The sequence below is a fragment of the Streptomyces sp. NBC_01478 genome (assembly GCF_036227225.1).
In the GTDB taxonomy this organism is placed as follows: Bacteria; Actinomycetota; Actinomycetes; order Streptomycetales; family Streptomycetaceae; genus Streptomyces.
This window is the reverse complement of record NZ_CP109444.1, coordinates 281,267-302,908: the sequence shown is the minus strand read 5'-3', so window position 1 is coordinate 302,908 and position 21,642 is coordinate 281,267. Positions and strand designations below refer to the sequence as shown.

The window sequence follows — 21,642 nt, the reverse complement described above, 5'->3', positions numbered from 1 at the left end:
GCAGATCTCGCGCGTCGCCCCCTGAAGGGACAATCATCGTGGCGATCCAAAGGCACCCGTCTCACCGCAAGGGATTCCACTTCCCGTGGCATGGCAACAGGAGCCCTACTACCGCACCCGGAGAAACCACGACCGGGGAGACCCACTCCGACGGCCCGGCGGGCGGGACCGGCAGCACATCGGCGGACCACACCCCGGGCGCGTCCGTAGTGGTAGGCGAAGGCGACCCGAACCACGCTCGGCGATGGTGGGTCCTCGTGGTGCTCGGCGTCGCCCAGTTGATGGTGATCCTCGACTCCACGATCGTGAACATCGCACTGCCCTCAGCCCAGCACGACCTCGGCTTCTCCGACAACCAGCGACAGTGGGTCGTCACCGCCTACGCCCTCGCATTCGGCAGTCTGCTGCTGCTCGGCGGCCGGATCGCCGACCTGTTCGGCCGCAAGCTGACGCTGGTCGTCGGGCTGGCCGGTTTCGCCGTCGCCTCCGCGCTCGGTGGCGCCGCCACCAGCTTCGGGATGCTGGTCACGGCCCGTGCCTCCCAGGGGTTGTGCGCCGCGCTGCTCGCCCCCGCCGTCCTCTCCCTGCTCACCACCACCTTCACCGTGGCCGCGGAGCGCGACCGGGCGTTCGGCATCTACGGCGCCATCGCCGGCGCCGGCGGCGCATTCGGCCTGCTGCTCGGCGGAGTGCTCACCGAGTACCTCGACTGGCGCTGGTGTCTGTACGTCAACCTCGTCTTCGCCGTCGTCGCCCTCGTCGGCACCACGGTCCTGCTACCCCATGCCCCCGTCGAAGGGCGACCCCACCTCGACCTGCCGAGCACCGTCACCGCCAGTGCTGGTCTTTTCGCCCTCGTCTACGGCTTCGCCAACGCGCAGACCCACTCCTGGAGCGCCACGAGCACCTGGGTCTTCCTGCTGGTGGGCGTCGCACTCCTGACCGTGTTCGTGATCCGGCAGACCAGCGCCGCCCACCCCTTGCTGCCCCTGCGGATCCTCCTCGACCGCAACCGCGGTGGCGCCTATCTGGCCATGTTCGTCATGGGCGTCGGGATGTTCGGGATCTTCCTGTTCCTCACCTACTACCTGCAGCAGAACCTCGGTTTCTCCCCCGTCCGAACCGGCCTGGCCTTCCTGCCCCTGGTCGGCGCGACGGCCGTCGCCGCCACTTTCGCCACCAGCGTCCTGCTGTCCCGCACCGGCCCCCGCGTCCTCATCGGCGCCGGTATGCTCACGGCCGCCGGCGGCATGCTCTGGCTGACGGGAATCACCCTCCACAGCACCTATGCGGCCGACATCCTGGCCGCTCTCATCGTCACCGGCATCGGGCTCGGCACGGCCATGGCGCCGTCCGTGAACACCGCAACCAGGGGTGTCGCCTCCCACGACGCGGGCGTCGCCTCAGCCACCGTCAACGTCGCCCAGCAGATCGGGGGATCCCTCGGCATCGCCCTGCTCAGCACCGTCGCCGCCGATGCCGCCAGCAGTTACACCAAGGGCAGGACCCCCACCCCCGATACCCTCGCCAATGCCGCGATCCACAGCTACACCACCGCTTTCGCCTGGGCCGGCGCCATCTTCGCCATCGGCGCCGTCCTCTGTGGCCTGCTCGTTCGCCCCGGAGCGCCGGATACCGGCGACGACTCCACCAACTCCACGGCGGCAATCTCCACGTGAGCCTTCTCATGGGGTACACCGGACCGGGCGGTGTACCCCACCGTTCAGGGTTCCGACACAGCCTCCGGGCCGTGAGCCAGGCGCTCCTTGCCTGCAGTCACCGGAGTAAAAGGTCGTAGGCATGCGACTGCGTGTCAACGGTCATTGAGATGCAGCCCTGTCGCGAGTTCCGTGAGATCCGAGGTGCCGATCTTCAGTGGACGCGCAGGACGCGCTTGCGTAGGAGACCGGGCTCGCCCTGCCGAACATCTGACGCTTGATCACCGTCCATCGGCCCACCCCGTACTTGGCCGACAAAGCCCTGCTGGACAGCCCTTCGCCCCGAGCGTCATGGCGGATCGCCGCGTACAACTCGACCTTCGAAAGGGGCACTTGAGCCACTCAAGGCTAGCTGATGCACTCCGATGCTCCCACCGCAAGGCCCTCAGCGGAGTCAAAACTCACCGACATCAACTCTCCGCCGCCGGCACTGGAGTCACCACCAACCGATACCTGGCCTTCAACTCTCACCTACAAAGCCACAGGCGCATGCGGCGCATGAGCTTGTCGAGTTCCTCGGGGATGTCGGGACGGTTGGGAAAGCTCATGGAGGCACCGTTCTCGTGGGTGATGTGCAGTCAGGAAGCGGTGTGGGCCGAGAGTCGGTCACTCCTCCGGGGCCTGCCAGCCGACGGCTCCGTTCTGGACGGTGTGGGCCTCGTTGGCGCGGACGGCAAGGTCGCTATCACCGCCGCCGCTTGAGAGGCGGACTCGCCGCAACCACGTGCTCGCCGACCGTCCGCGGCAGGGCCGGCAGGAAACGACCGTGAACCGCCTGATGTCACGCATGCCGGGAATCCCGCGCTCGTGTCTCACCAGCGACGAGGCACGCCGGGCCGTGCGGGAGGCGGTACAACTGCTGCGACAGGGGCTGTGAACTGTGTGCCGCGAGCGGGATGTGTACGCCAGCCGGCGGCTGACGTTCTTCGTCACGGACAAACACCCCGATGCGGACGTGATGGGCCGGGTGCCCCAGGCCGTCGGCCTGTGCCTGGCCCGACCCCGCCGTCTGCTCGCCGATCCTTCGGTTTCCTGGCTGATGCCCCAGGTCCACGAGGCGGCCCTGCGCGGGGGTGCCCGTCTGCTGACCGCCGGGGAGTGTCGGCCCGGCTCGTGTCCCAGTTGCCTGCTCTGCGTTCCTTCTGGCGTACCGGCCTCTGGCTGGGTACACGTGGCGTGCTGCGCTGTGACGCAGGACTTGAAGGTATTGGGCAGCTCGGGAGCGCGGGTTGCACCCGCGCCAGGAAAGACGGAGGAGGCCGCCACGGTGCTCGGCTCAAGGCGCAGGCTTTTCGGTCTCTGATTCGAGAGCTTTCCGAGTGGCCGTGCCGTAGACCCCTGACTCGTCCTGAAGTATCAGGCGGGTGAGCTGGTAGCTGCGGACCGCGCTCTCGACTTGACGGTCATACGTGCCGTTGGCTTCGCTGTTGTAGAAGCCGATCTGGCTCAGGCGGAGCTGAAGTTCGCGGACTTGAGGGCCTGTGTCGCCAAGGCGCAGGACCTGGGGTGGCGTGTTCGAGCCGGTGGGCTCGGGGGTGGTGCCGTTGGCGGGTGGGACCTTGGTCTGGGTGGCACGGTGCGACGGGGCGAGCGGGCTGGCGGGAGCCGTGCTGGGTAAGGACGAAGGCGGGCCCAGCAGAGCCGGGGCGGGGGAGAGGCTCTCGGGCGGCTTGACCGCTGGGGTGGGGCTCCTGGAGGCACTGCCCGGCAGGGTCCCCCTCAGGTCACCGGGATGAGCCGTAGTCCGTGATGGGTCCTGATAGGAGAACCAGCCGATGAATCCCACGGCCGTCAGGACTGCCACGGCGGCTCCTGCCGTTGCGAGAAGCACGGCACGCCTCCGCAGTGCGGCAGGCGCCTGGGTGTCGTGGGACACAGGGGCGGCCACCGCTGTCGAGGACTGCGGAAGTTGGCTCGGTAAGGGGCCGGGAGGCTCGGTCCCGGCCTCTGCCACGGAGGGTGCTGCGTGGGGCTCGTACCTGAGTGCCGGCTCCCGCGCCTCTTTGGCCTCTGTCGTCTCGGCCGGTGCGGAGTCCCGTAAGTCCGCCAGGCCCTCAGCCATGTCGAAGTCTGAGGGGTCCCCTTGTAATTCTATGTACGGCCGTATCCGCAGCGGGTCGAAATCCTCTGCCGCTGCAGCCTCTGCCAACCGGTGGCCGAGGTGGGCGGCGGACGCACGCCGGCCGCAGCCGCATGACGGACTGCCGTCGGCCGCTCGCAGTGTTGCGCACTGAGGGCAGATATGGCCGTTGGGTTCACTCACGCTTAGGACGTGTCCGATGGGTCGCGTGACGCTCCCGCTGGGCACTCGTTCCGTGGGCCATGGGGCGGGGAGATCTTTCGGATGAAGAGTGGGCTCGACTGGAGCCGCACTTGCCGACGAATCGCGGGCGGGGTGGACGCTGGCAATCCCACCGCCGTGTGATCAACGGGATTCTGTTCCGGCAGCGGACCGGCCTCCCCTGGCGGGGCCTGCCTCCCTGCTTCGGCAGCTGGAAGACGGTTCACGATCGTCATCGCAGGTGGTCGGCGGACGGCACGTGGGAGAGGATCCTGCGGGCCGTCCAGGCCGACGCCGATGCCGAGGGCCGGATCGACTGGAGCATGGGCAGCGCCGATTCCACGACCTGCCGCGCTCATCAGCACGCGGCTGGTGCCTCCACCCGTGCCCCGAAAATCCCCGTTCGGCGCAGGAGCCCGGCCCGTCACCGTCCCGATGAGGCCCTGGGACGCTCGCGAGGCGGGCTCTCGAGCAAGATCCACCTTGCGGGGGAAGGTGGGTGTCGCCCGCTCGCGTTTGTCATCACGCCCGGCCAGTGGGGGGACGCACCGCAGATGATTCCCGTCCTGGAAGAGATCCATGTGCCCCGGCAGGCTGGTGGACGACCGCGCACTCGGCCCGACCATGTCGGGGGAGATAAGGCGTACTCATCACGCCGTAATCGGCGCCACCTGCGCAGACGCCAGATCAAGCACACGATCCCCGAGCCGAGAGACCAGCGGGCCAACCGCCGGCGCCGCGGCAGCCAAGGAGGCCGGCCCACAGGCTTCGACAAGACGATCTACCGCCGCCGCAACGAGGTCGAGCGGACCATCAACCGGCTCAAGAACTTCCGAGCCGTCGCCACGCGCTTCGACAAACGGGCCTACGTCTTCCACGGGACGGTCGCCGTGGCCGCGATCCGCCTATGGCTCCGTCCGCAGTGAAACGCCTCATTCAGAGGTTATCGGCACCTGGGTAGTGGTGGCGCAGTTCGCTGAGTAGGCGCGCGTCGACAGCCCTGACGTCCCGAGATGAGCTGTCGAACTCGGTCTACCAGGGTGAGCGGGTGTCGCGGCGTGCTTCCGGGGTCTGCTCGGGCAGAGCCGTGTTTTGGTCGGTGCGCAGCAGCATGCCCGGGTCGGGTTCGAAGTCCTCATTGGGCGGCGCCGGCTGGTGGAAACGCTCGGTGCGCGGAATGGTGACTTCCACCAGCCGGCCCTCCTGGAACATCCATAGCCCGAAGCAGTCGTCGTCCTGGTCGCGAAGCAGAACTTGCACCGTCTGCGGATGCGGCCACGGCAGCGACTCCAGGTGCCTGAGCAGGCCCTTGCGGGCACGCATTTTCTCGAACTGCAGGGCCCACCCGAACTCGTAGCCCCAGTGCCCCGCTATCGGGACGAAGCGGCCTCGCCACGTGCGTTCCGGGTGGTCCTGGGTCAGCGGTTCCATCACCTCGTCCGACCAGCGGGCAAGCACGATGACCTCGGCGTCTCTACTCATGCCGGAGTATCACCGCATCCGCCTGATCCACCGCAACCAAATTCCTCAACCGACCGACGCAGGCAAGGGTGAGCGGATTGACGACGAGCTCTCAGTGCCCGCGAGCCCGACGACGACGCCTTTGGAGAAGCTCATCTGCGCCTAAGCCACGGCCCTGATCAGCTCACACGACCCGTCGGACAGCTCCTAGCCCCTCTCCGGGCGGTCTCCGGATTTTTGCAGAACTTCCACACACGGCGTCATGGAATCTGTACTGTTTCTCGATCTTGTCGAAGATACGGAACGGGTGCTTGGATCCCTCACCGCGCAGCCCCCGGAGCTGTGGATCTCGCCGCACTCTTCGGCCACGACGGCCAAGGTGCCGCAGATGGGCCGGTCGGCGGCCGTCCCGATGGTGTCCCGCCGAGTGGTGTAGTCACTGGTCGAGCTGATTCGGTTTCTGCTGTGGCGGAAACTGGTGATCGTCCGTGGTCGGCTGCGTCGTGAGGAGTTCGGCCATGGAGGCTTCGGAGAGGTAGCGGCGGTCGAAGACCTGCCGTATATCGTGCAGTTCGGCCAGGACCGCGGCGGTGAGCCGGTCCAGGGCTGCTGGGTTGGGGAAGACCTGGACGACGTCAGCCCGCCGTTTGGTCTCCCGGTTCAGGCGTTCCAGCGGGTTGGTGGACCAGATCTTCTTCCAGTGCGCGGGCGGGAAGTCGGCGAATGCGGTGATGTTGACCGCGGCGTCCAGCAGCATCCTCTTGACCTGGGGGAACTGCCGTCCGAGCATGTCGGCCACCACGTTCGGCTGGGTGCGGACGGCCTCGCCGGTGGTTTGCGCGAAGACGGTGCGGATGGTCGCGGCGACCATCTCTCCTGAGCCCTTTTCGATCACACCGAAGACGTCTCGGACGAAGTGGAGCCGTCAAGGAACAACCCGTTGCTTTCATAGAGCCTGTTTCTGAACCGGGTGCTTCGGTCGTGCGTGTCAGCGCTTGATCCCGTCACTGTGTGGTCATGCTGAGGGACAGTGGTGCCGTAGATGACAGAGGTTCGGGACGAAAGCCCTCAGGCAGACAGCAGGTAGCGCACCGCCGTCTCTGCCAGATCAGCGATGAAGGCGTCGTCTTCGACAGTTGCAGGCCTAGCGAATCCCGGGCCGTAGGCGACACGGATGACCGACGCGGCGAAGACGGTGCTGAAGCAGGAGTGCACCGCAGTCTCGACATCGGGGAGCGTGATGGCGTCCGCCACCCGAAGGACCACCTTGGCGAATCCGTTCCCGAGCTCCTGGCTGTAGCGGGAACCTCGGCGCCGGATCTCAGGATGTGACGCGGAGGTCAGGACGACGGCCCGTAGGAATAGTTCGTGGCGCAGGAACATGCCGATCGTTTCGGCCACTGCTGCGCGGACGAGTTCGGCCGCGGACAGGTCTGCCCATCGGCTGTTGTCAGAGAAGACCTGCTGCTCCGCGCGCAGGTGCTGGATGCCGTGCTCGTAGACGGCAAGGAAAAGAGCGTCCTTGCTGGTTGTGCGGGCATAGATCGCCGGCGGCGCGACCCCGGCCCGCTCACATACGGCGGCGATGGTGAACGCCTCGTACCCACCGTCCTCCAGGATCGACACTCCGGCATCGAGCACCCGGTTCCACGCCTCGCGACTGCGACGCTGCCTGGGCGGCCGGATCTCCAAATCGGCCGCTTGCGCTGCTTGGGCCTCGCCCATGACCTCAGCCTCTCGTTCCCCGGGTGCGTGCACAGGAGTTGACCGAACCGTAGTCCACACTACAGTCTGCGGCTAACAGTAGCGCTTGCTACTGTTTCCTCTCGATGACGCGAGGTGTCCCCATGCTCATGCCGAACAACCCCGGCGGCCGAGTCGCCGTCCTCGGCGCCGGTCCGGCCGGTATGGCCGCGGCCCTGTCCATAGCCCAGGCCGGTCACGAGGTCGCCGTCTACGAGCGCTACCGCGAGGCGCGGCCGGCCGGCAACATCCTCAACCTGTGGCCGCCGCCCCTGAAGGCGCTCCGCATCCTCGGAGTGGACACCGAAGACCTCGGCTCCCCCACGGATTCCGAGTTCCGCAACCTCCGGGGCCACGTGCGCGCGCACGTCAGGCAAGACCCGGAGACCAAGCGCGCATACGGCGGCGGCTTCATCGGACTGCTGAGGCCCGAACTGTACGAGCGGATGCTCGCCGCCATCCCGCCGGGCACCCTCCGGTTCAACCAGCAGGTGACCCGGATCGAGCAGAACGACCACGCGGTCACTCTGCACTTCGCCGACGGCACCACAGCCGAGCACGACGTACTGGTCGGCGCCGACGGCATCGACTCGCTGGTACGGCGCACGCTATGGGGGGATACGCCCAAGCGCGAGCACCGACTGCACATCTTCGGCGGATTCACCTTCACCGACGTCGACGGCACCGAACCGAACAAGTCCGTCCTGACGCACAGCAGGACCGTGCAGGGAAGCTGGACATCGATCCGGCACAAGGGCCGCGACGGCTCCCAGTGGTGGGTACTCACCGCCACCGACCCCGACGCCCCGGCACCGTCCGACCTCAAGGCCGCGGCCACCGCGTTGGCCGCGGAGTTCCCCGCGCCCCTGCCCGGACTGATCGCCCAGACAGAGCCGGACAACGTCCAACGCTGGGTGCTGCGCGACCGGCCCCGCCTGCAGCAGTGGTCCAAGGGACGGTCCACCCTCGTAGGCGACGCAGCACACCCGACCTCTCCCTACGCCGCCTACGGCGCGGGCATGTCCATCGAGGACGGCTACTTCCTCGGCCGGGCCCTGCGCGGCGTCGACCTCACCGACCTCACCGCCGTACAGCGTGCGCTGCAAAGCTACGAGGACCCGCGCAAGCCCCACACCGCCCGGCAGGTCCAGCAGGCATGGATTCTCGGCCAGGTCTTCCACCACGCGCCGGCACCACTGCGGCCGGTCCGCGACTTCATCCTCGACCACACCCCGCTTCTGCAGAAGGTCGCTGGCGACACCAACCCCCGCGAAATCCAGAAGCAACTGGCCCTCATCCAGGACTGATGCACCGCTGGAGGGGATCTGGTAGCTCCCACGTCGCCTTCAGTGAGAAGCCGCTCAACGGATCACGGACGTGCAGATCGAACAGGGTTCCTGGCCGGGTGATCTTCCGGCGGTACGCGCATGAAGACCGGGCCTCTCGGTAGCTCGGGGATGCGAATCCGACCGGGCAGTGCCGGGAGGCCCTGGTGTCGTTGCTGTACGCGTCCGAACCCGTTCAGTTCAACTCGGCTGCTCCATCGTGTGACTGCCTCGCGCATGTGTACGGCAACGCGGCCGACCATCCGGACCGGGAGCGCCGGTATCCCTCCGACATGTCGGACGCGGAATGGGCGGCCGTCCGGCCTTTGCTGCCGGTGCCGGCCTGGCTCCAGGGCAGAGGCGGGCAGCCCGAGGGCTACTGCCACCGCCAGCTGCTGGACGCGATCCGTTACCTGGTCGCGGGCGGGATCTCCTGGCGGGCGATGCCCGTGGACTTCCCTGATTGGGGCCGGGTTTACGCCTTCTTCCGCCGCTGGCGCGAGCACGGGCTGATCGCAGAGTTCCACGACCGGCTGCGCGGGCGGGTGCGTGAGCGGGAGGGGCGTGAGGCGGAGCCGACGGCCGGGATCATCGACGCGCAGTCGGTGAAGACCGCGGCCTAGGTGCCGTCCGTCTCGCGCGGCTGGGACGGCGGGAAGAAGGTGGGCGGCCGCAAGCGGCACATCGTGACCGACTGCTTCGGTCTGCTGCTGGTCGTCGCGGTGACCGCCGCGAACGTCGGGGACCGGGATGCCGCAGTGGGCCTGCTGCAGCGGCTGCGCCGCCTGCACCGTGACATCTGCCTGGTCTGGGCCGACGGCGGTTACACCGGCGACCTGGCCGACTGGTGCCGGAACAAACTCGCGCTCACCCTTCAGGTCGTCAAGCGCACCGACGATATGGAGGGCTTCGTGGTGCTGCCGAGGCGCTGGGTGGTGGAGCGCACGTTCGCGTGGTTGATGCATTCGCGCCGACTGGCCCGGGACTACGAGACGTTGCCGGCCAGCAGCGATGCGATGATCCGGTGGTCGATGGTCACGCGGATGGGGCGGCGTCTGGCACGGGCCGCCGGCCGGCGCTGAACATCCCCGACGTCTCCTGCACGATCCACCCGCGCTCCGCCAGGCGCCTGGCCCTCGAGCGCACCCCCTCGACCTTCGCCGACGTCGTCTGAAGGCCCAGCTCCGCCGTGATCTCCTTGGCCTTCATCGGTTCTTGGCCCGCCGGCTGCCGCTCGTCGAGCACGCCCAGGATCCGTTGGTAGTCCGGCGCCAGCACCGTCACCGGCAATCCTTCGCGCCAAGGCGGCACGATCGAGCCCGGCGGCGAGGGCGAGGGCACGGTTTCCCGCTCCGCCTCGGCCTCGATCACGGCGGTGGTCTCGACAGCCGAGGCTGCTAGGGCCTCGACCAGCTCTTCCCGCGCGATCACCCGCCGGTCCAGCTCGATCTCAGCGGCCTCCAACACCTCAGCCAACCGGGCGACTTCCTCCCGCAGCCCTTCCACCCGCACCCGGGCCGCTGTCTCCCGCTCCTCCAACATTCCCAGCTCCGACGCCATCGCGCACCCCTCGCTCACGGAGCGGAAACAAGACGCCGGATGCCTCCCTAATTCCGAGCTAGACCATGCCTGACCAGCAAAAATCAAGCGATCACGTTCGGTTGAGATACGGCTTCATAGGACAATCCCGTTGCTCTGGTATGAGTTTCGCCGACGACGTTCCAGACCAGCTCGCGCCGCGGTTCCAGGTCGTGTTGCCGCATCTGAACGAGCGCCAGCGGCGTCTGATGCTGGGGCAGGAGGCGCGATTGCTCGGACATGGTGGGGTACGGGCTGTGGCGCGGGTGGCAGGGGTGAGCGAGACCACGGTTCGCAACGGTGTGTTCGAGCTGGAGGCCGGTGCGGATCCGTTGCAGGACGGGTGCGTCCGGCGTCCCGGGGGTGGCCGCAAGCCCGTCGAGGAACAAGATCTTTCCCTGGTTCCGGCGTTGCTGAGGCTGGTGGAGCCGGACGAACGGGGTGATCCGATGTCGCCGCGGCGCTGGACGCCCAAGTCCCTGCGCAACCTCGCCGAGGAGCTGACCGGGCAAGGGCACCCGGTCTCCGCTCCGACCATCGGCCGGCTGCTGAAGGGGCAGGGTTTCAGTCTGCAGGCCAGTGCCAAGACGCTGGAGGGCAGGCAACACCCTGATCGGGACGCGCAGTTCCGCTACATCAACGAACAGGTCAAGGAGCGTCAGGCCGGCGGGCAGCCGGTGATCAGTATCGATGCCAAGGAGAAGGAGCATCTGGGTCAGATGCCGAACCCCGGACGGCAATGGCGCCCCGTCGGCGATCCGGTGCAGGTGGAGGACCACAGCTTCTGCTTCATCGGCCCCGACGTCGAGGCGGCGATACCCTTTGGCATCGATGATTTGGCCCGCGACAGCGGCTGGGTGAACGTCGGTACCGATCACGACACCTCGCTCAGCCTTGTCGGCACCATCGACCTCCGCTTCCATGCGCCGGGCTTGGCCGCCGGGCAGGTCAACATCGCCTACGGGCTCCACCCCAGTTGGCGAGGGCAAGGGCTGGCGACACGTGCGGTCTGTCTGGTCTGGCCGGTACGCGGCAGCCGAAGGGGTGATCCAAGTGGACCCGGAAAACCCCCGGCCGGCGGTCGTCGCACGACGGGCGGGGTTCACCTACGTCAAGCGAGCTCGAGAAGCGGAAGGCAACCGACTCGACTGGTACCTCCGCGACCTGACGATCAGCACCGTCCCCGGGCGCTGACCGCAGCGCAGGATCGGTCGTCTTGGACGCCAGTGCAAGGCCGTTCTGACACGCTCATCCCCGGAGGGCATTCGGCAGGCTGCGATAGCAGGGCTTACCGACAATCCCGGGGGAGTGATGACACCCCCATCATGACAGGTCAGAGGGTGTTTGCGTAGGACGAACGGCACAGGTCGTCAGGCTTGTTCGGCCCTCGCCGAGACACCCAGAATCTCCGCTATGAATCACTCGGGGAAAGTCGATCAGGACGACATCTTGTGGGCACGGAACGTACTGCTCGCGTCGGGACGCCGCACTCCACGCGAGGAAGTCGACGCCTACCGGGTACTCGCCCAGGTCAGCCCTGCCGGCTACCTGCCCCGCCTGGCCAAAGCCCTGCAACGCCTGAGCTACGACACCAGCTCCGGCAAGCGGCATCCAGCCTGTCTCGCGCTGTGTGAGGAGGGGGTGGCCGCGGCGCGGGCCATCGATCCGGCCGAACCTGCCCGTGCGGATCTTCTGTACGAGGCACTCAACACCTGCCAGAGAGAGCTGTACACCCTGGGCCGGCGCGCCGAAGGGCTCGCCATGCGCGCCGAGATGCTCGCCATCGGTCGAGCGCAGTCCGAACTATCCGGAAACCCTGCGGTCAAGGGGCTGAGTGACTGGGCTGCCGGTCTCTCCGAGGAAGGCCGCTATGCCGAGGCTGCCGATGCCCTGACCGAGTGGGTCGCGGCGATCCTGCCCAACGGGCCCGGTGAGGGGGCGCTCGCATGGTCACTCCTGGAGTGGATCGCCGCGCTCCATGACGCCGGCCGGTTCGGCGAAGCACTCGCCGCGTTCGAGACACTCGTCAGCATGCAAGCGGTCGAGGCCGCGAACGACCGCGGCCCGATGGCCTGCCATCTCTACTCTCTGATCGGGTACGCGCAGATGCTCGACGCCTGCGGCCGAGGCGAGCAGGCGGCCGCCGTACGGCAAGAGGCACTCGCCGTGCTGACGGAGTTGGCCGCCACCGGTGAGCGCAGGTCCGGGGGCGGCTACCAGGCGTCCTATTGGGCGGTGCTGCTTTCCTTCTCCGGCGCCGACAGCGAGCGGCCGACGTCCGGTGGACCGCGTCCGCCTTCGGGGGCGACGCCTTTGCGGTGGTCCGCCGATGCCAGGCAGCGCTACTTCGACAGCCGTATCGCTCTGCGTGAGGAAGTGGACACCCTTGCTCTGCGAGCCGCTGAAGATCCCGACCAGTACCTGGCCGAACTGGTCCGGCTGCACCGGGTCCTCACGGTCCGCTCCGCCGTCTACTGGGAGCACGCCGACCGTTTCGCGGAGCGAGTGCGCTCCCTGTTCGACGACGGAGTGGGCCTGGCCCGCCAGCTGACCCAGCACAACCCGGCAGTCGGAACCCCGACACTGGCCAAGATCCTGATAGACCGATCGACGTTCCACACCGCCGCCCGCGAGTACGGGCCCGCCCTCGATGACTTCCGCCGAGCCCTGAGCTACCTGGGGGAGGCCAACTAACGCGGGCCATCCGACGTCCGCATCAGGACTCATACACACGAACAGCTCGCGCCAGGCCGAGGAAGACCAGCCACCATTCCGCGACATCCAATGAAGGGTGTTGCACAAGGCCGTGTTCGGGCAGGCCAGGGCCTGGAAGCGGGGCTGTCCCTTCATGTTGCGAGGGCGAGGTTGTGCATGTGGGCGACGGCCTGGACGGCGTGATGGAGGCCGTCGCCGTGCTGTCGGCAGTCGCGGAGGATCTTGTAGTTTTTCAGGCGGCCGATGACATGTTCCACGCGGGCGCGGACCTCGCGGCGGGCGGCGTTGTCGTCCTCCTCGCCCGGGAGCAGGGCCCTCCCGGGGCGTTTTCGGTGCGGTACCGCCATGCCGCAGTTGAGGTAGGCGCCGTCGCCGAGCACCGTCACGCCCTCACAGTGCCGGCTCAGCCCGGACGCCCGCCGGGCGTGGGCGTCCGCGGTGGTGCCCGTCACCGGTCGCGCTGCCGCGATCACCAGCCGTGTGTCCGCGTCCACGATGACCTGCACGTTCACGGAGAACCGGTAGGCACGGCTGGGTGCTGCCACCCTCCGGTCGCGGACCGGGATCAGGGTGCCGTCCACAATCCACGTGCGTTCCGGGGCATCGGCCGGGCGAGAGACGGGCTCGATCGCGAGCAGCGGCCCAGCCATTGGATCACCCGGCACACCGTGGAGGAGGAGACGCCGAGCAGCGGGCCCATCTGCCGCATCGTCAGATTGGTTGCGGTAATACACCGCAACCACCAGCACTCGCTCGGCCAGCGCCAGACACCACGGCCGGCCCCTCAAGGTGCCGTCACCGCCCCGCTCCCGCACCACCTTCAACAGGCGCGCAAACTGCGTCACTTCCAGCCCGGTGAACGTCTCCACCCACACGCGCTCGGCGCTCGAGACCTTAGCCATACAACGGAGATGACCAGATCGCGGCCTTGTGCAACACCCTTGAAAGCGCGTTGTAGAAGGCCGTAGGCGGGCCCTGACCTGCAATCTCAGGGCCTTCTGCAACGCGCTTTAGTTGGCCGCGGCTTCGGCGCGGGCTCGTGTGCTTGCGATGCTGTGGGAGTCGGCCGGTCTCGATGATGGTGCCGTTGAAGGTGAGGCGGTCGACGATTGCCGCGCAGAGGAGGTTGCCGTATCCCGTGGCTGCGGTCGGCATCCTCGCGGCCGCATGGTGCCTGGCACCCGCCCTCGCCGGAGTGCTGCTTGCCGCGTCGCCTGCTCCGGTCACCCGGGCATGAGGAACGGCGCGGCCGGACACCACAGGGATTTCCGGCCGCGCGGCCCCGCGCCGGGTCAGCTTGTCGCGCGCACCGCGTCACGTATCAGGTCGGCGACCTCCTTGGGCCGGGAGACCGCCACGGCGTGCGAGGCACCTTCGAGTTCGACGACGGTGGCCCCGGCCCGCTTCGCGCCGAAGCGTTCGACCTCGGGGTTGATCGCCTCGTCCGCCCCGGCGACGAGCGCCCAGGCCGGCTTCGTCTTCCACGCGGCTGCGGCGGCGGTCTCCTCGAACGCCGCGGCGGCCAGGGGGCGTTGCGCCGCCGCGAGGACCTTGGTGACATCCACGGGCACGTCGGCGGCGAACACCGACGGGAAGGCGTCCTCGGTGATGGTGACCTCGACGGCCGGGGCGCCGCCCGGGACTGGATACGTCCACTGCTTGAGGTTGCTGACGAGTGGCGAGAGCGGGAAGCGCCCCTGCAACTCGCCGAGGCTCTCGCCTTCATCGAGGGCGTAGGCCGCCACGTAGACCAGACCGACCACGTTGTCCGTGGTGCCGGCCACGGTGATGAGCGCACCGCCGTAGGAGTGGCCGACGAGGACGACCGGGCCGTCGATCTGGGACGCCACGGATGCGATGTACGCGGCGTCCGACGCCAGGCCGCGCAGCGGGTTCGACGGCGCGAGCACGGTGATGCCGTGGCTTTGCAGCTCCGCGATGACACCGGACCAGCTACCGGCGTCCGCGAAGGCGCCGTGTACGAGGAGGACGGTGGGAGTGGTGGACATGGGGGGGGCTCTCTTTCCGGTGTCTCAGTGCCCGTGGAGCGCGGTGCGCAGGGTGTTGATCGCCAGTGTGATGGCGGCCTGGGCGGCGTGGGTCTCGCGCAGGGCGTTGAGCATGACGAAGTCGTGGATGATGCCCTGGAAGCGGACGGCGGTGACGGCGACGCCGGCCTCGCGGAGCTTGTTGGCGTAGGCCTCGCCCTCGTCGCGGAGGACGTCGGCCTCGCCGGTGATGACGAGGGCCGGGGGCAGGCCGGTGAGCTGGTCGGTCGTGGCGCGCAGCGGGGATGCGGTGATCTGGGCGCGCTCGGCCTCGTCGGTCGTGTACTGGTCCCAGAACCACTGCATGCCGTCACGGCGCAGGAAGTAGCCCTCCGCGAACTGGTGGTACGACGCCGTGTCGAAGCTCGCGTCGGTGACGGGGTAGAACAGCACCTGCTGGAGCAGCGGCACGTCACCGCGTTCCTTGGCCATGAGGGTGAGCGCGGCGCTCATGTTGCCGCCGACCGAGTCGCCGGCCACGGCGATGCGGGTGGCGTCGAGGCTCTTGGCCGCGCCCTCCGTCACGACCCACTGGGCGACCGTGTAGTTCTGCTCGATGGCGACCGGGTAGCGGACCTCGGGCGAGAGGTCGTACTCCGGGAAGACCACGGCGGCGTGCGCGCCCACGGCGAGTTCGCGCACCAGGCGGTCGTGGGTGTGGGCGTTGCCGAAGACCCAGCCGGCGCCGTGGATGTAGACGATCACCGGCAGGGGCCCGGAGGCACCCTCGGGCGTCACGATCCGGGCCCGGACGCTGCCTGTCGGGCCGCCGGAGACGGTGACCCACTCCTCGTCGACGGCGGGCTTGGCGATGTCGCCGGACTGGACCTCGTCGACCGCTTTGCGGCCCTCGGTGGGCGTCAGGTCGAAGAGGTAGGGCGGGTTGGCGGTCGCCTCCGCGAAGGCGGCTGCCGCCGGTTCCAGCACCGGCTGGACCGGTTCGACGGCGTCAGACATGTGGTTCTCCTCGTTTTCGGATGAGATCTGCGGGGACCTCGGTCAGGACGTTAGAACCGAGGGATCGGTGGACATTGCGCGTCAGTGCACGGGAACTGGTCCGGCAGCGCACAGGGACCGACCCGGCAGTGCGCCTGAGGGACGCCGTGCGTTGTCGGACGCGAACTGCCGCGGAATTCAAGGCTGTTCCATCCGCAAGGGGCTGCTGAAAGCGCGTCAGCCGCCCGGCCGCTGCCCGCGGTACTGCGCCGGGGACATGCCGTACGCCTTGCGGAAGGCGTGGCTGAAGTGGGCGGGGCTGACGAACCCCCACCGGGCGGCCGCGGCGGCTATGGTCCGGTCGGCCGCCGTGGGACGGGCGAGTTCGGCTCTGCACGACTCGAGCCGGCGCCGGCGTATCCAGCCGGCGACCGTGGTGTCGTGCTCGTGGAAGAGCTTGTGCAGATAGCGCAAGGAGACGCCGTGTGCGTCGGCGAGGGCTTGGGGGGAGAGCTCGGGCTCGCCGAGGCGGGTCTCGATGGTGGCCTTGACGCGGTCCAACAGTGTGGTCACCTGCGCTTCGACGGGTTCTGTGGTGGCCAGCCGGTCCGCGGCCAAGGTGGCGAGGAGGTCGGCGACGACGCGGGCGAGCTCTTCGCGGGCGGTAGGTGCGGACGCGCCGATCTCCTGTGCCAGGCCGGACAGGAGCGGGAGCAGGAACGAGGCCGGTTCCTCGGGCGCGTCGCCGATGACTTTCGCGGTGATCTGGCGTATTTCTGCCTCGCCCAGCCTCAGCAACGGGCGCGGAACCATCAGGACCCGCGCTCGCTGATGCTCCGGCAGGACGAGACTGAACGGCCGGCTCGCGTCGTAGAAGGCCAGGACTCCGGGGTACAGGTCTGCCGAGCGGCCGTTCTGTAACAGCCGGGCCCGGCCGTCGAGTTGCAGACGGGCGAACACGTGGTCGTGGCCGTCGGCCGCCGGGTCCGGCGGGGTCCGGACGACCCGCACGGCGTCGGACTCCTCGGTCGCGACCTGGAGCGTGCCCAGTCGCAGCACCTGGAGGGAGCCCCGCCAGGACTGCGGGTCCGAACGAGGGACCAGGTCGAGATCGCCGTAGGCCGTCGACATGGCCTGTTTGCACGACCACAGCCCGTCCACGGTGGTCAACTGGCCCGGCACGTGTCCTCCTCCGCGAAGTGCCGGGCCCGCTCGTCCCGGAGCCAGTCGGTGGGGGAGACGCCGTACTCCCGGCGGAAAGCCCGTGCGAAGTGAGCGGTGCCGCTGAACCCCCAGCGCCGGGCGACGCTGCCCATGCTCGCGGCGCCGGTCAGTTCCCTGCGGCACTCCTGGAGCCGGAGCCGACGAATCCAGCGGCCGACGGTCGTGCCCTCCTGCTCGAACAGCCGGTGCAGATACCGCGCCGAGATGCCGTGGGCCCGGGCGATGACCGCGGGTGTGAGGCCAGGCTCCGCCAGGTGCCAGCGGATGAACCTCTGGACGCGCAGCAGGAGCACCCGGTCGGCGCCGGGCAGTTCGGCCGGTTCCTCGCCCAGTTGCTGCGCCGCGGTCGCGGCCAGCAGCCCCACGGCACTCTCGGCCAGCCGCTCGGCGACCGGCCCGGAGTAGGACTCGGACGTGTCCGCGAGACGCGACATGAACGGTGAGACCAGGGCGGCGAGCCCGCCCACCGGACGCAGGGCCCGTGCCGTGATCCGTCCCAGGGCCGCCTCCGACTGGCCGAGGAGACACCGCGGCACGGCGAAGATCTTCAGCTCGAACCGCTGCGGAAAACGCGTGCGGAACGGACGGACGGTCTCGAAGAACGCGAGGTCACCGGGACGGAGTTCCGTGTAACGGCCGTCCTGTTCGACCTCAGCGGTGCCGCTGCTCTGTACGGCGACGAGCACCTGACCGCCGTCGCCGCGGGCGACGAAGTGCGGGGCTCGGTGAACCTCTCCCGGATCGCAGTCGACCGTGGTGATCTGGAGTTCGCCCAGTCGGTCCGTACGCATCGTGGCGTCGTACGTCCCGCTCTCGGTGGCGATGTCCATCCCCACCAACGTGGCGAGCACGGCGTCATGCCAGAACTCCAGACTTTCGCCAGCCGGTACGGAACTCGTGGAGAGCACTTGGCCGCGTCGCCTCATCGTGGGGTCGTTCCCTGTGAAGGAATCGTAGAAGGCTGACATACCTGTCAGCCTGCCTTCGGTCGGGGGCGGACGCATCAGTCGGTCGACTGGTCCTCGCCACGCAGCAGTTCGCGCAGAAAGGTGACGCCCTGCCGCACGGCTGCCCGCGTCGGCGGACTGTCACGCAGTGCGGCCAGCGAGACGAAGTCGTGGACCGTGCCCAGGAACCGGGTCGAGGTCACCTCGACCCCGGCCAGGCGCAGCCGAGCCGCGTACTGCTCACCCTCGTCCCGCGTCACATCGGCCTCCGCCGTGATCAGCAGGGCCGGCGGCAACCCCGCCAGCTCGGCCGGGCCGGCGCGCGACGGGGAAGCGGTCGGCCGGGCCAGGTCCCGGGGATCGTCGCTGTACTGCCGCCAGTACCCGCGCAAGGCCTCCCGAGTGAGCAGATAACCCTCGGCGAACTGCCGTTGGGAGGCGGTGGCGCAGTGTGCGTCGGTGATCGGGTAGTACAGCAGCTGGGCACTGATCCGCGGGCCGCCGCGCGACTTCACCAGCATGGTGAGCGCGATGGCCAGGGTGGCGCCCGCGCAGTCCCCGGCCACTGCCAGTCGGCCGGCGTCCAGCTCCAGTTCGGCCGCATGGCGGACGGCCCAGTCCATGAGGGCGTAGCACTCCTCGACGGCCATGGGGTAGCGGGCCTCGGGGGCGCGGCTGTACTCGGGTACCACGGCGGCCACTCCCGCGCCGAGTACGAACTCGCTGATGAGCCGGGCGTGGGTCTGCGCGTCTCCCAGCATCCACCGGCCGCCGTGGACGTAGAAGAGGACGGGAAGCGGCCCCCGTACTCCGCGCGGTCGGAAGATCCAGAAGCCCACCAGCCCGGACGGTCCCACGGGTGACACCTGGAAGGAGGCGTCCACCGCGAAGTCCTCCACCCGGTGGACCTGGGACTCCGTCAGGGCCTGTCGGCCGGCGGCCGGCGACAACTCGTGCAGAAAGGGCGGCGCCGAGGACGCCTCGACCAGCCGCTGCACCAGCGGATCGAGTGTCAGGGAGGAGAGGTGCCGTCCGTCCGGTTCCATGCGATGGCCGCCTCTCGCCCGTCACTTCTCGCACACGAGGAGATCGCGCAGTTGGTGGCGGCTGCTGATGCCGAGTTTGGGATAGGCGTTGTAGAGGTGCGAACCCACGGTACGCGGCGAGAGGAACAGATGTTCTCCGATCTCCCGGTTGGACAGGCCGTCCGCGGCCAGCCGTACGATCTGCCGTTGCTGGGCGGTCAGTTCGACCAGCGGATGCGTCGAGGCGGGAGCCTCGGCCACCCCGCTCGCGCGCAGCTCGCCGCGGGCCGCCTCGGCGAGGTGCCGGGCGCCGAGCCGGGTGGCCGCCTCCAGTACGACGGTCAGCTGGGCGCGGGCTTCCAGCGGTCTCCTGCGTCGGCGCAGCCAGATCGCGTAGTCCAGGCGGGCCCGGGCCCGTTCCAGGGGCCAGCGGGCCGCCTCCGGATTTACCACAGCCAGTTGGAAGTGCTGCTCGGGGTCCGCGTCCTCGTCGACCAGCGCCGCCGCGTGGTGCATGAGCAGCGTCATCCGGGTCGTCGGCCGGGCGCCCTGGCTGCGCCGGACCCGCGCCAGGACGTGCGCCGCTTCCCGTCGCCGGCCTGTGCGACGGGCGGCGACGGCCAGTTCGGCGACGCAGCGGGGCGAGAGGAAGGGGTCGAGGGGATCGCCGTCGTCGGTGAACAGCGTCCGCAGGTGCCGGAAGGCGCTGTCCCCGTCTCCGAGGACCATGGCCGTCAGACCGCAGGCCCGCAGCATCCGGGCATGCGTGGCGCGGTTCTCGTGGAGGCTGACGGAGCGCCAGTTCGGGCCGGTGAACCGGGTGCCCGGCACACACTCGCCGCGCAGCGCGCGCAGGGTCGTACCCAGGGCTTCGAGGTCCATCTCGACGCGGGTCCACCGGTGGACGGCTGCGTACGAGAGCCCCTCCTCGATCAGGGACGCGGCCTCGGCCCAGCGTCCGAGACCCAGGAGCGTCTCCACCTGGGCCGCGACGGTCCAGGCGAGCGGGCCCAGGGCACCTTGTGCGCGCAAGCGCTCGCCCGCCTGCCGGAACTGCTCCGCGCACAGGTCCGACTCGTCGGTGAGGTGGGCGAGCGAGGCGGTCGTGAGCAGTCGGGCCGACCGGCTCGGACCGGTCGTGGTCGAGGCGAGGGCCTTCAGGGCGGCGAGGACGTCGGTGTGGTGCCCGCCGTCCTCGGACACCCGGCCGAGGAAGAACCCCAACTGCCGCCGGTGTTCCGGGAGTCCGGACTGGCGGGCGATGCCCGTCGCCACGGCCGCCAGGGCGAAGGCCGTCGTGCCGTCGCTCTCCGGCGTCCGCCGCGCCGCCTCCAGCAGGAGGTTGAACGCCTCTCGCTGGAACGACAGCAACGACAGTGCCCCGCCCATGGCGCAGGCCGCGGCACTCATCAGCTCCGGGTCCCGGTTCACCTGGCCCTGTGCCGTGTACAGCTCGCGCACCCATGCCGGGTCTCCGACGTCGCTCGCGGCGGTGCACGCCGCGGCGAGACGGCGGGCGCGGTCGTCGTCGCGGGGGCTGAGGAGCGCGGCCTGCTCCAGCGCGCGGGCCGCGGTGAAGCGGTCCCCCCGTTCGGAAGCGGCTTCCAGGGCCGCGGCCACGGACTCGTCCGGACCGACGGCGGCCATGGCTCGGTGCGAGGGGCCGTGGGCGGATACGGCCGCCAGATCCCGGTGGGCCCGCCGGCGCAGTTGGGCGGGCTGGCGGTGGTAGGCCGCCGTACGCGTCAGCGGGTTGCAGAAGGCCAGTCTTCCCTGGGCGACGGTGACCAGTCCGGCCGCCTCCGCCGGGGTCCACACCCGCAGGTCGTCGGAGCCCAACGCGGCCATGACGGTGCCGAGTTGCTCCTGCGGCAGGGCAGCCGCCGCGTACAGCAGGGCATGCCGTGTTTCTTCCGGCAGCGCGTCCAACCGCGCCGCGAACATCTGCTGGATGCCCCGGGTCCGCTCCCCGGCACGGCCGAGCTCGATGATCGCCAGCGGATTGCCCTCCGCCTGACGGAGCAGCTCCAGCCTGGCCAGTCCGGTGGGCGCCCCGGGCTGCGCGTCCAGCAGCCGGGCCGCCGCCTGCGGGGACAGGGGGCCCAGGGGCAGTACGGCGAGGTCCGAGGGGACGCCTGGCGGGGGAACCTCGCCCTGTGCCGAGAACAGCACGGAGACGGACGGATCGGTGAGTCGTCGTGTCACGAAGGACAGCACGGTCAGGGAGGCGCGGTCGCAGTCCTGGAGGTCGTCGACGGTCAGCAGGACCGGACCGGTCCGCGCGAGCTGGGCCAACAGGGCCAGGACCGCGATGGACAGGACCGTTTCCTCCGGCGGCACGTTGTCCGCCGTCGGCGCGAAGAGGGCGCGCAGCGCCCGCTGTTGGGGAGCGGGCAGGACGTCGAGCTCGTCCCGCAGCGGCAGGAGAAGCTGGTGCAGACAGGCGTATGACTGCTGCGCCTCCCACGAGCAGGCACGCGCCGACAGGACGCGGGCCCCGCGCTCCTGGGCCTCCTTGCCGGCGATCCGGAGCAGCCGGGTCTTGCCGGTGCCGGTGTCCCCCAGCACCAGCAGGGACCGCGGGCCGTCCACGCCCCGCAGGATCCGGTCGACGTCCGCTTCCCCGACCACCGCTGTACTC

At 69.3% G+C, this 21,642-nt stretch carries 17 protein-coding genes and 4 pseudogenes; 8 read left to right on the top strand and 13 right to left on the bottom strand.

What is annotated here, in order from left to right; genetic code table 11:
• Positions 1 to 257 precede the first annotated feature (257 nt).
• Positions 258 to 1,679 carry an MFS transporter gene (locus tag OG223_RS01280; protein WP_443073675.1) on the top strand — a complete coding sequence of 474 codons (1,422 nt, stop codon included), beginning with the start codon at positions 258 to 260 and terminating at the stop codon, positions 1,677 to 1,679.
• 1,315 nt (positions 1,680 to 2,994) lie between these two features.
• Here the strand turns inward: OG223_RS01280 and OG223_RS01275 are convergent.
• A complete protein-coding gene (locus OG223_RS01275; protein ID WP_329241083.1) occupies positions 2,995 to 3,522 on the bottom strand; it encodes a peptidoglycan-binding domain-containing protein in 528 nt (175 codons plus the stop codon).
• A 518-nt stretch (positions 3,523 to 4,040) separates the two neighbouring features.
• On the opposite strand from OG223_RS01275, the gene OG223_RS01270 reads away from it, so the two are divergent.
• The gene (locus tag OG223_RS01270; RefSeq protein WP_329241080.1) at positions 4,041 to 4,925 is read left to right on the top strand and encodes an IS5 family transposase; all 885 of its coding nucleotides are present in this window, start codon (positions 4,041 to 4,043) and stop codon (positions 4,923 to 4,925) included.
• A gap of 106 nt (positions 4,926 to 5,031) precedes the next feature.
• On the opposite strand, the gene OG223_RS01265 is transcribed toward OG223_RS01270, so the two are convergent.
• A complete protein-coding gene (locus OG223_RS01265; protein ID WP_329241077.1) occupies positions 5,032 to 5,481 on the bottom strand; it encodes a hypothetical protein in 450 nt (149 codons plus the stop codon).
• Between the two features lie 241 nt (positions 5,482 to 5,722).
• Here OG223_RS01265 and OG223_RS01260 point away from each other — a divergent pair, with 241 nt between their 5' ends.
• Entirely contained in the window at positions 5,723 to 5,896 is a 174-nt protein-coding gene (locus tag OG223_RS01260; RefSeq protein ID WP_329241074.1) for a hypothetical protein, read from the top strand.
• Here OG223_RS01260 and OG223_RS01255 read toward each other — a convergent pair.
• Both OG223_RS01255 and OG223_RS01250 read right to left on the bottom strand, forming a co-directional pair.
• Positions 5,897 to 6,385, bottom strand: a pseudogene (locus OG223_RS01255) (transposase); the annotation flags it as partial.
• Between the two features lie 143 nt (positions 6,386 to 6,528).
• A complete protein-coding gene (locus OG223_RS01250; RefSeq protein ID WP_329241071.1) occupies positions 6,529 to 7,185 on the bottom strand; it encodes a TetR/AcrR family transcriptional regulator in 657 nt (218 codons plus the stop codon).
• A 122-nt stretch (positions 7,186 to 7,307) separates the two neighbouring features.
• Between OG223_RS01250 and OG223_RS01245 the strand changes: the two genes are divergently transcribed.
• The 3 genes from OG223_RS01245 to OG223_RS53855 all read left to right on the top strand — a co-directional run bounded on the left by OG223_RS01245 (position 7,308) and on the right by OG223_RS53855 (position 9,610).
• Complete coding sequence (locus OG223_RS01245; RefSeq protein ID WP_329241068.1) at positions 7,308 to 8,510, top strand: FAD-dependent oxidoreductase; 1,203 nt, start codon at positions 7,308 to 7,310, stop codon at positions 8,508 to 8,510.
• Between the two features lie 185 nt (positions 8,511 to 8,695).
• Positions 8,696 to 9,151 (top strand): transposase, encoded by a 456-nt coding sequence (locus tag OG223_RS53860; RefSeq protein WP_443073674.1) that lies wholly within the window; start codon positions 8,696 to 8,698, stop codon positions 9,149 to 9,151.
• On the top strand, positions 9,152 to 9,610 hold the full coding sequence (locus OG223_RS53855) for a transposase (RefSeq protein WP_443073673.1): 459 nt from the start codon (positions 9,152 to 9,154) through the stop codon (positions 9,608 to 9,610).
• Here the strand turns inward: OG223_RS53855 and OG223_RS01235 are convergent.
• Positions 9,564 to 10,088: a hypothetical protein gene (locus tag OG223_RS01235; protein WP_329241066.1), complete on the bottom strand. Its 525-nt coding sequence runs from the start codon at positions 10,086 to 10,088 to the stop codon at positions 9,564 to 9,566. The genes OG223_RS53855 and OG223_RS01235 overlap by 47 nt on opposite strands.
• 140 nt (positions 10,089 to 10,228) lie before the next feature.
• Between OG223_RS01235 and OG223_RS01230 the strand changes: the two are divergent.
• A pseudogene (locus OG223_RS01230) lies at positions 10,229 to 11,044 on the top strand (ISAzo13 family transposase); the annotation flags it as partial.
• Positions 11,045 to 11,519: 475 nt separating this feature from the next.
• On the top strand, positions 11,520 to 12,800 hold the full coding sequence (locus OG223_RS01225; protein WP_329241063.1) for a hypothetical protein: 1,281 nt from the start codon (positions 11,520 to 11,522) through the stop codon (positions 12,798 to 12,800).
• A gap of 152 nt (positions 12,801 to 12,952) precedes the next feature.
• On the opposite strand, the pseudogene OG223_RS01220 reads toward OG223_RS01225, so the two are convergent.
• The 8 genes and pseudogenes from OG223_RS01220 to OG223_RS01185 all read right to left on the bottom strand — a co-directional run bounded on the left by OG223_RS01220 (position 12,953) and on the right by OG223_RS01185 (position 21,632).
• Positions 12,953 to 13,723, bottom strand: a pseudogene (locus OG223_RS01220) (transposase family protein).
• A 108-nt stretch (positions 13,724 to 13,831) separates the two neighbouring features.
• Positions 13,832 to 13,943 (bottom strand): annotated as a pseudogene (locus OG223_RS01215) (IS21-like element helper ATPase IstB); the annotation flags it as partial.
• Positions 13,944 to 14,113: 170 nt separating this feature from the next.
• On the bottom strand, positions 14,114 to 14,830 hold the full coding sequence (locus OG223_RS01210) for an alpha/beta fold hydrolase (protein ID WP_329241059.1): 717 nt from the start codon (positions 14,828 to 14,830) through the stop codon (positions 14,114 to 14,116).
• Positions 14,831 to 14,854: 24 nt separating this feature from the next.
• On the bottom strand, positions 14,855 to 15,826 hold the full coding sequence (locus OG223_RS01205) for an alpha/beta hydrolase (RefSeq protein ID WP_329241056.1): 972 nt from the start codon (positions 15,824 to 15,826) through the stop codon (positions 14,855 to 14,857).
• A gap of 216 nt (positions 15,827 to 16,042) precedes the next feature.
• Positions 16,043 to 16,987 carry a helix-turn-helix domain-containing protein gene (locus OG223_RS01200; protein ID WP_329241053.1) on the bottom strand — a complete coding sequence of 315 codons (945 nt, stop codon included), beginning with the start codon at positions 16,985 to 16,987 and terminating at the stop codon, positions 16,043 to 16,045.
• A complete protein-coding gene (locus OG223_RS01195) occupies positions 16,972 to 17,937 on the bottom strand; it encodes a helix-turn-helix domain-containing protein (RefSeq protein ID WP_443073827.1) in 966 nt (321 codons plus the stop codon). The genes OG223_RS01200 and OG223_RS01195 overlap by 16 nt, the downstream gene beginning before the upstream one ends.
• A 95-nt stretch (positions 17,938 to 18,032) precedes the next feature.
• On the bottom strand, positions 18,033 to 19,022 hold the full coding sequence (locus tag OG223_RS01190; RefSeq protein ID WP_329241050.1) for an alpha/beta hydrolase: 990 nt from the start codon (positions 19,020 to 19,022) through the stop codon (positions 18,033 to 18,035).
• Between the two features lie 21 nt (positions 19,023 to 19,043).
• The gene (locus OG223_RS01185) at positions 19,044 to 21,632 is read right to left on the bottom strand and encodes an AAA family ATPase (protein WP_329241048.1); all 2,589 of its coding nucleotides are present in this window, start codon (positions 21,630 to 21,632) and stop codon (positions 19,044 to 19,046) included.
• Between the last annotated feature and the right edge of the window lie 10 nt (positions 21,633 to 21,642).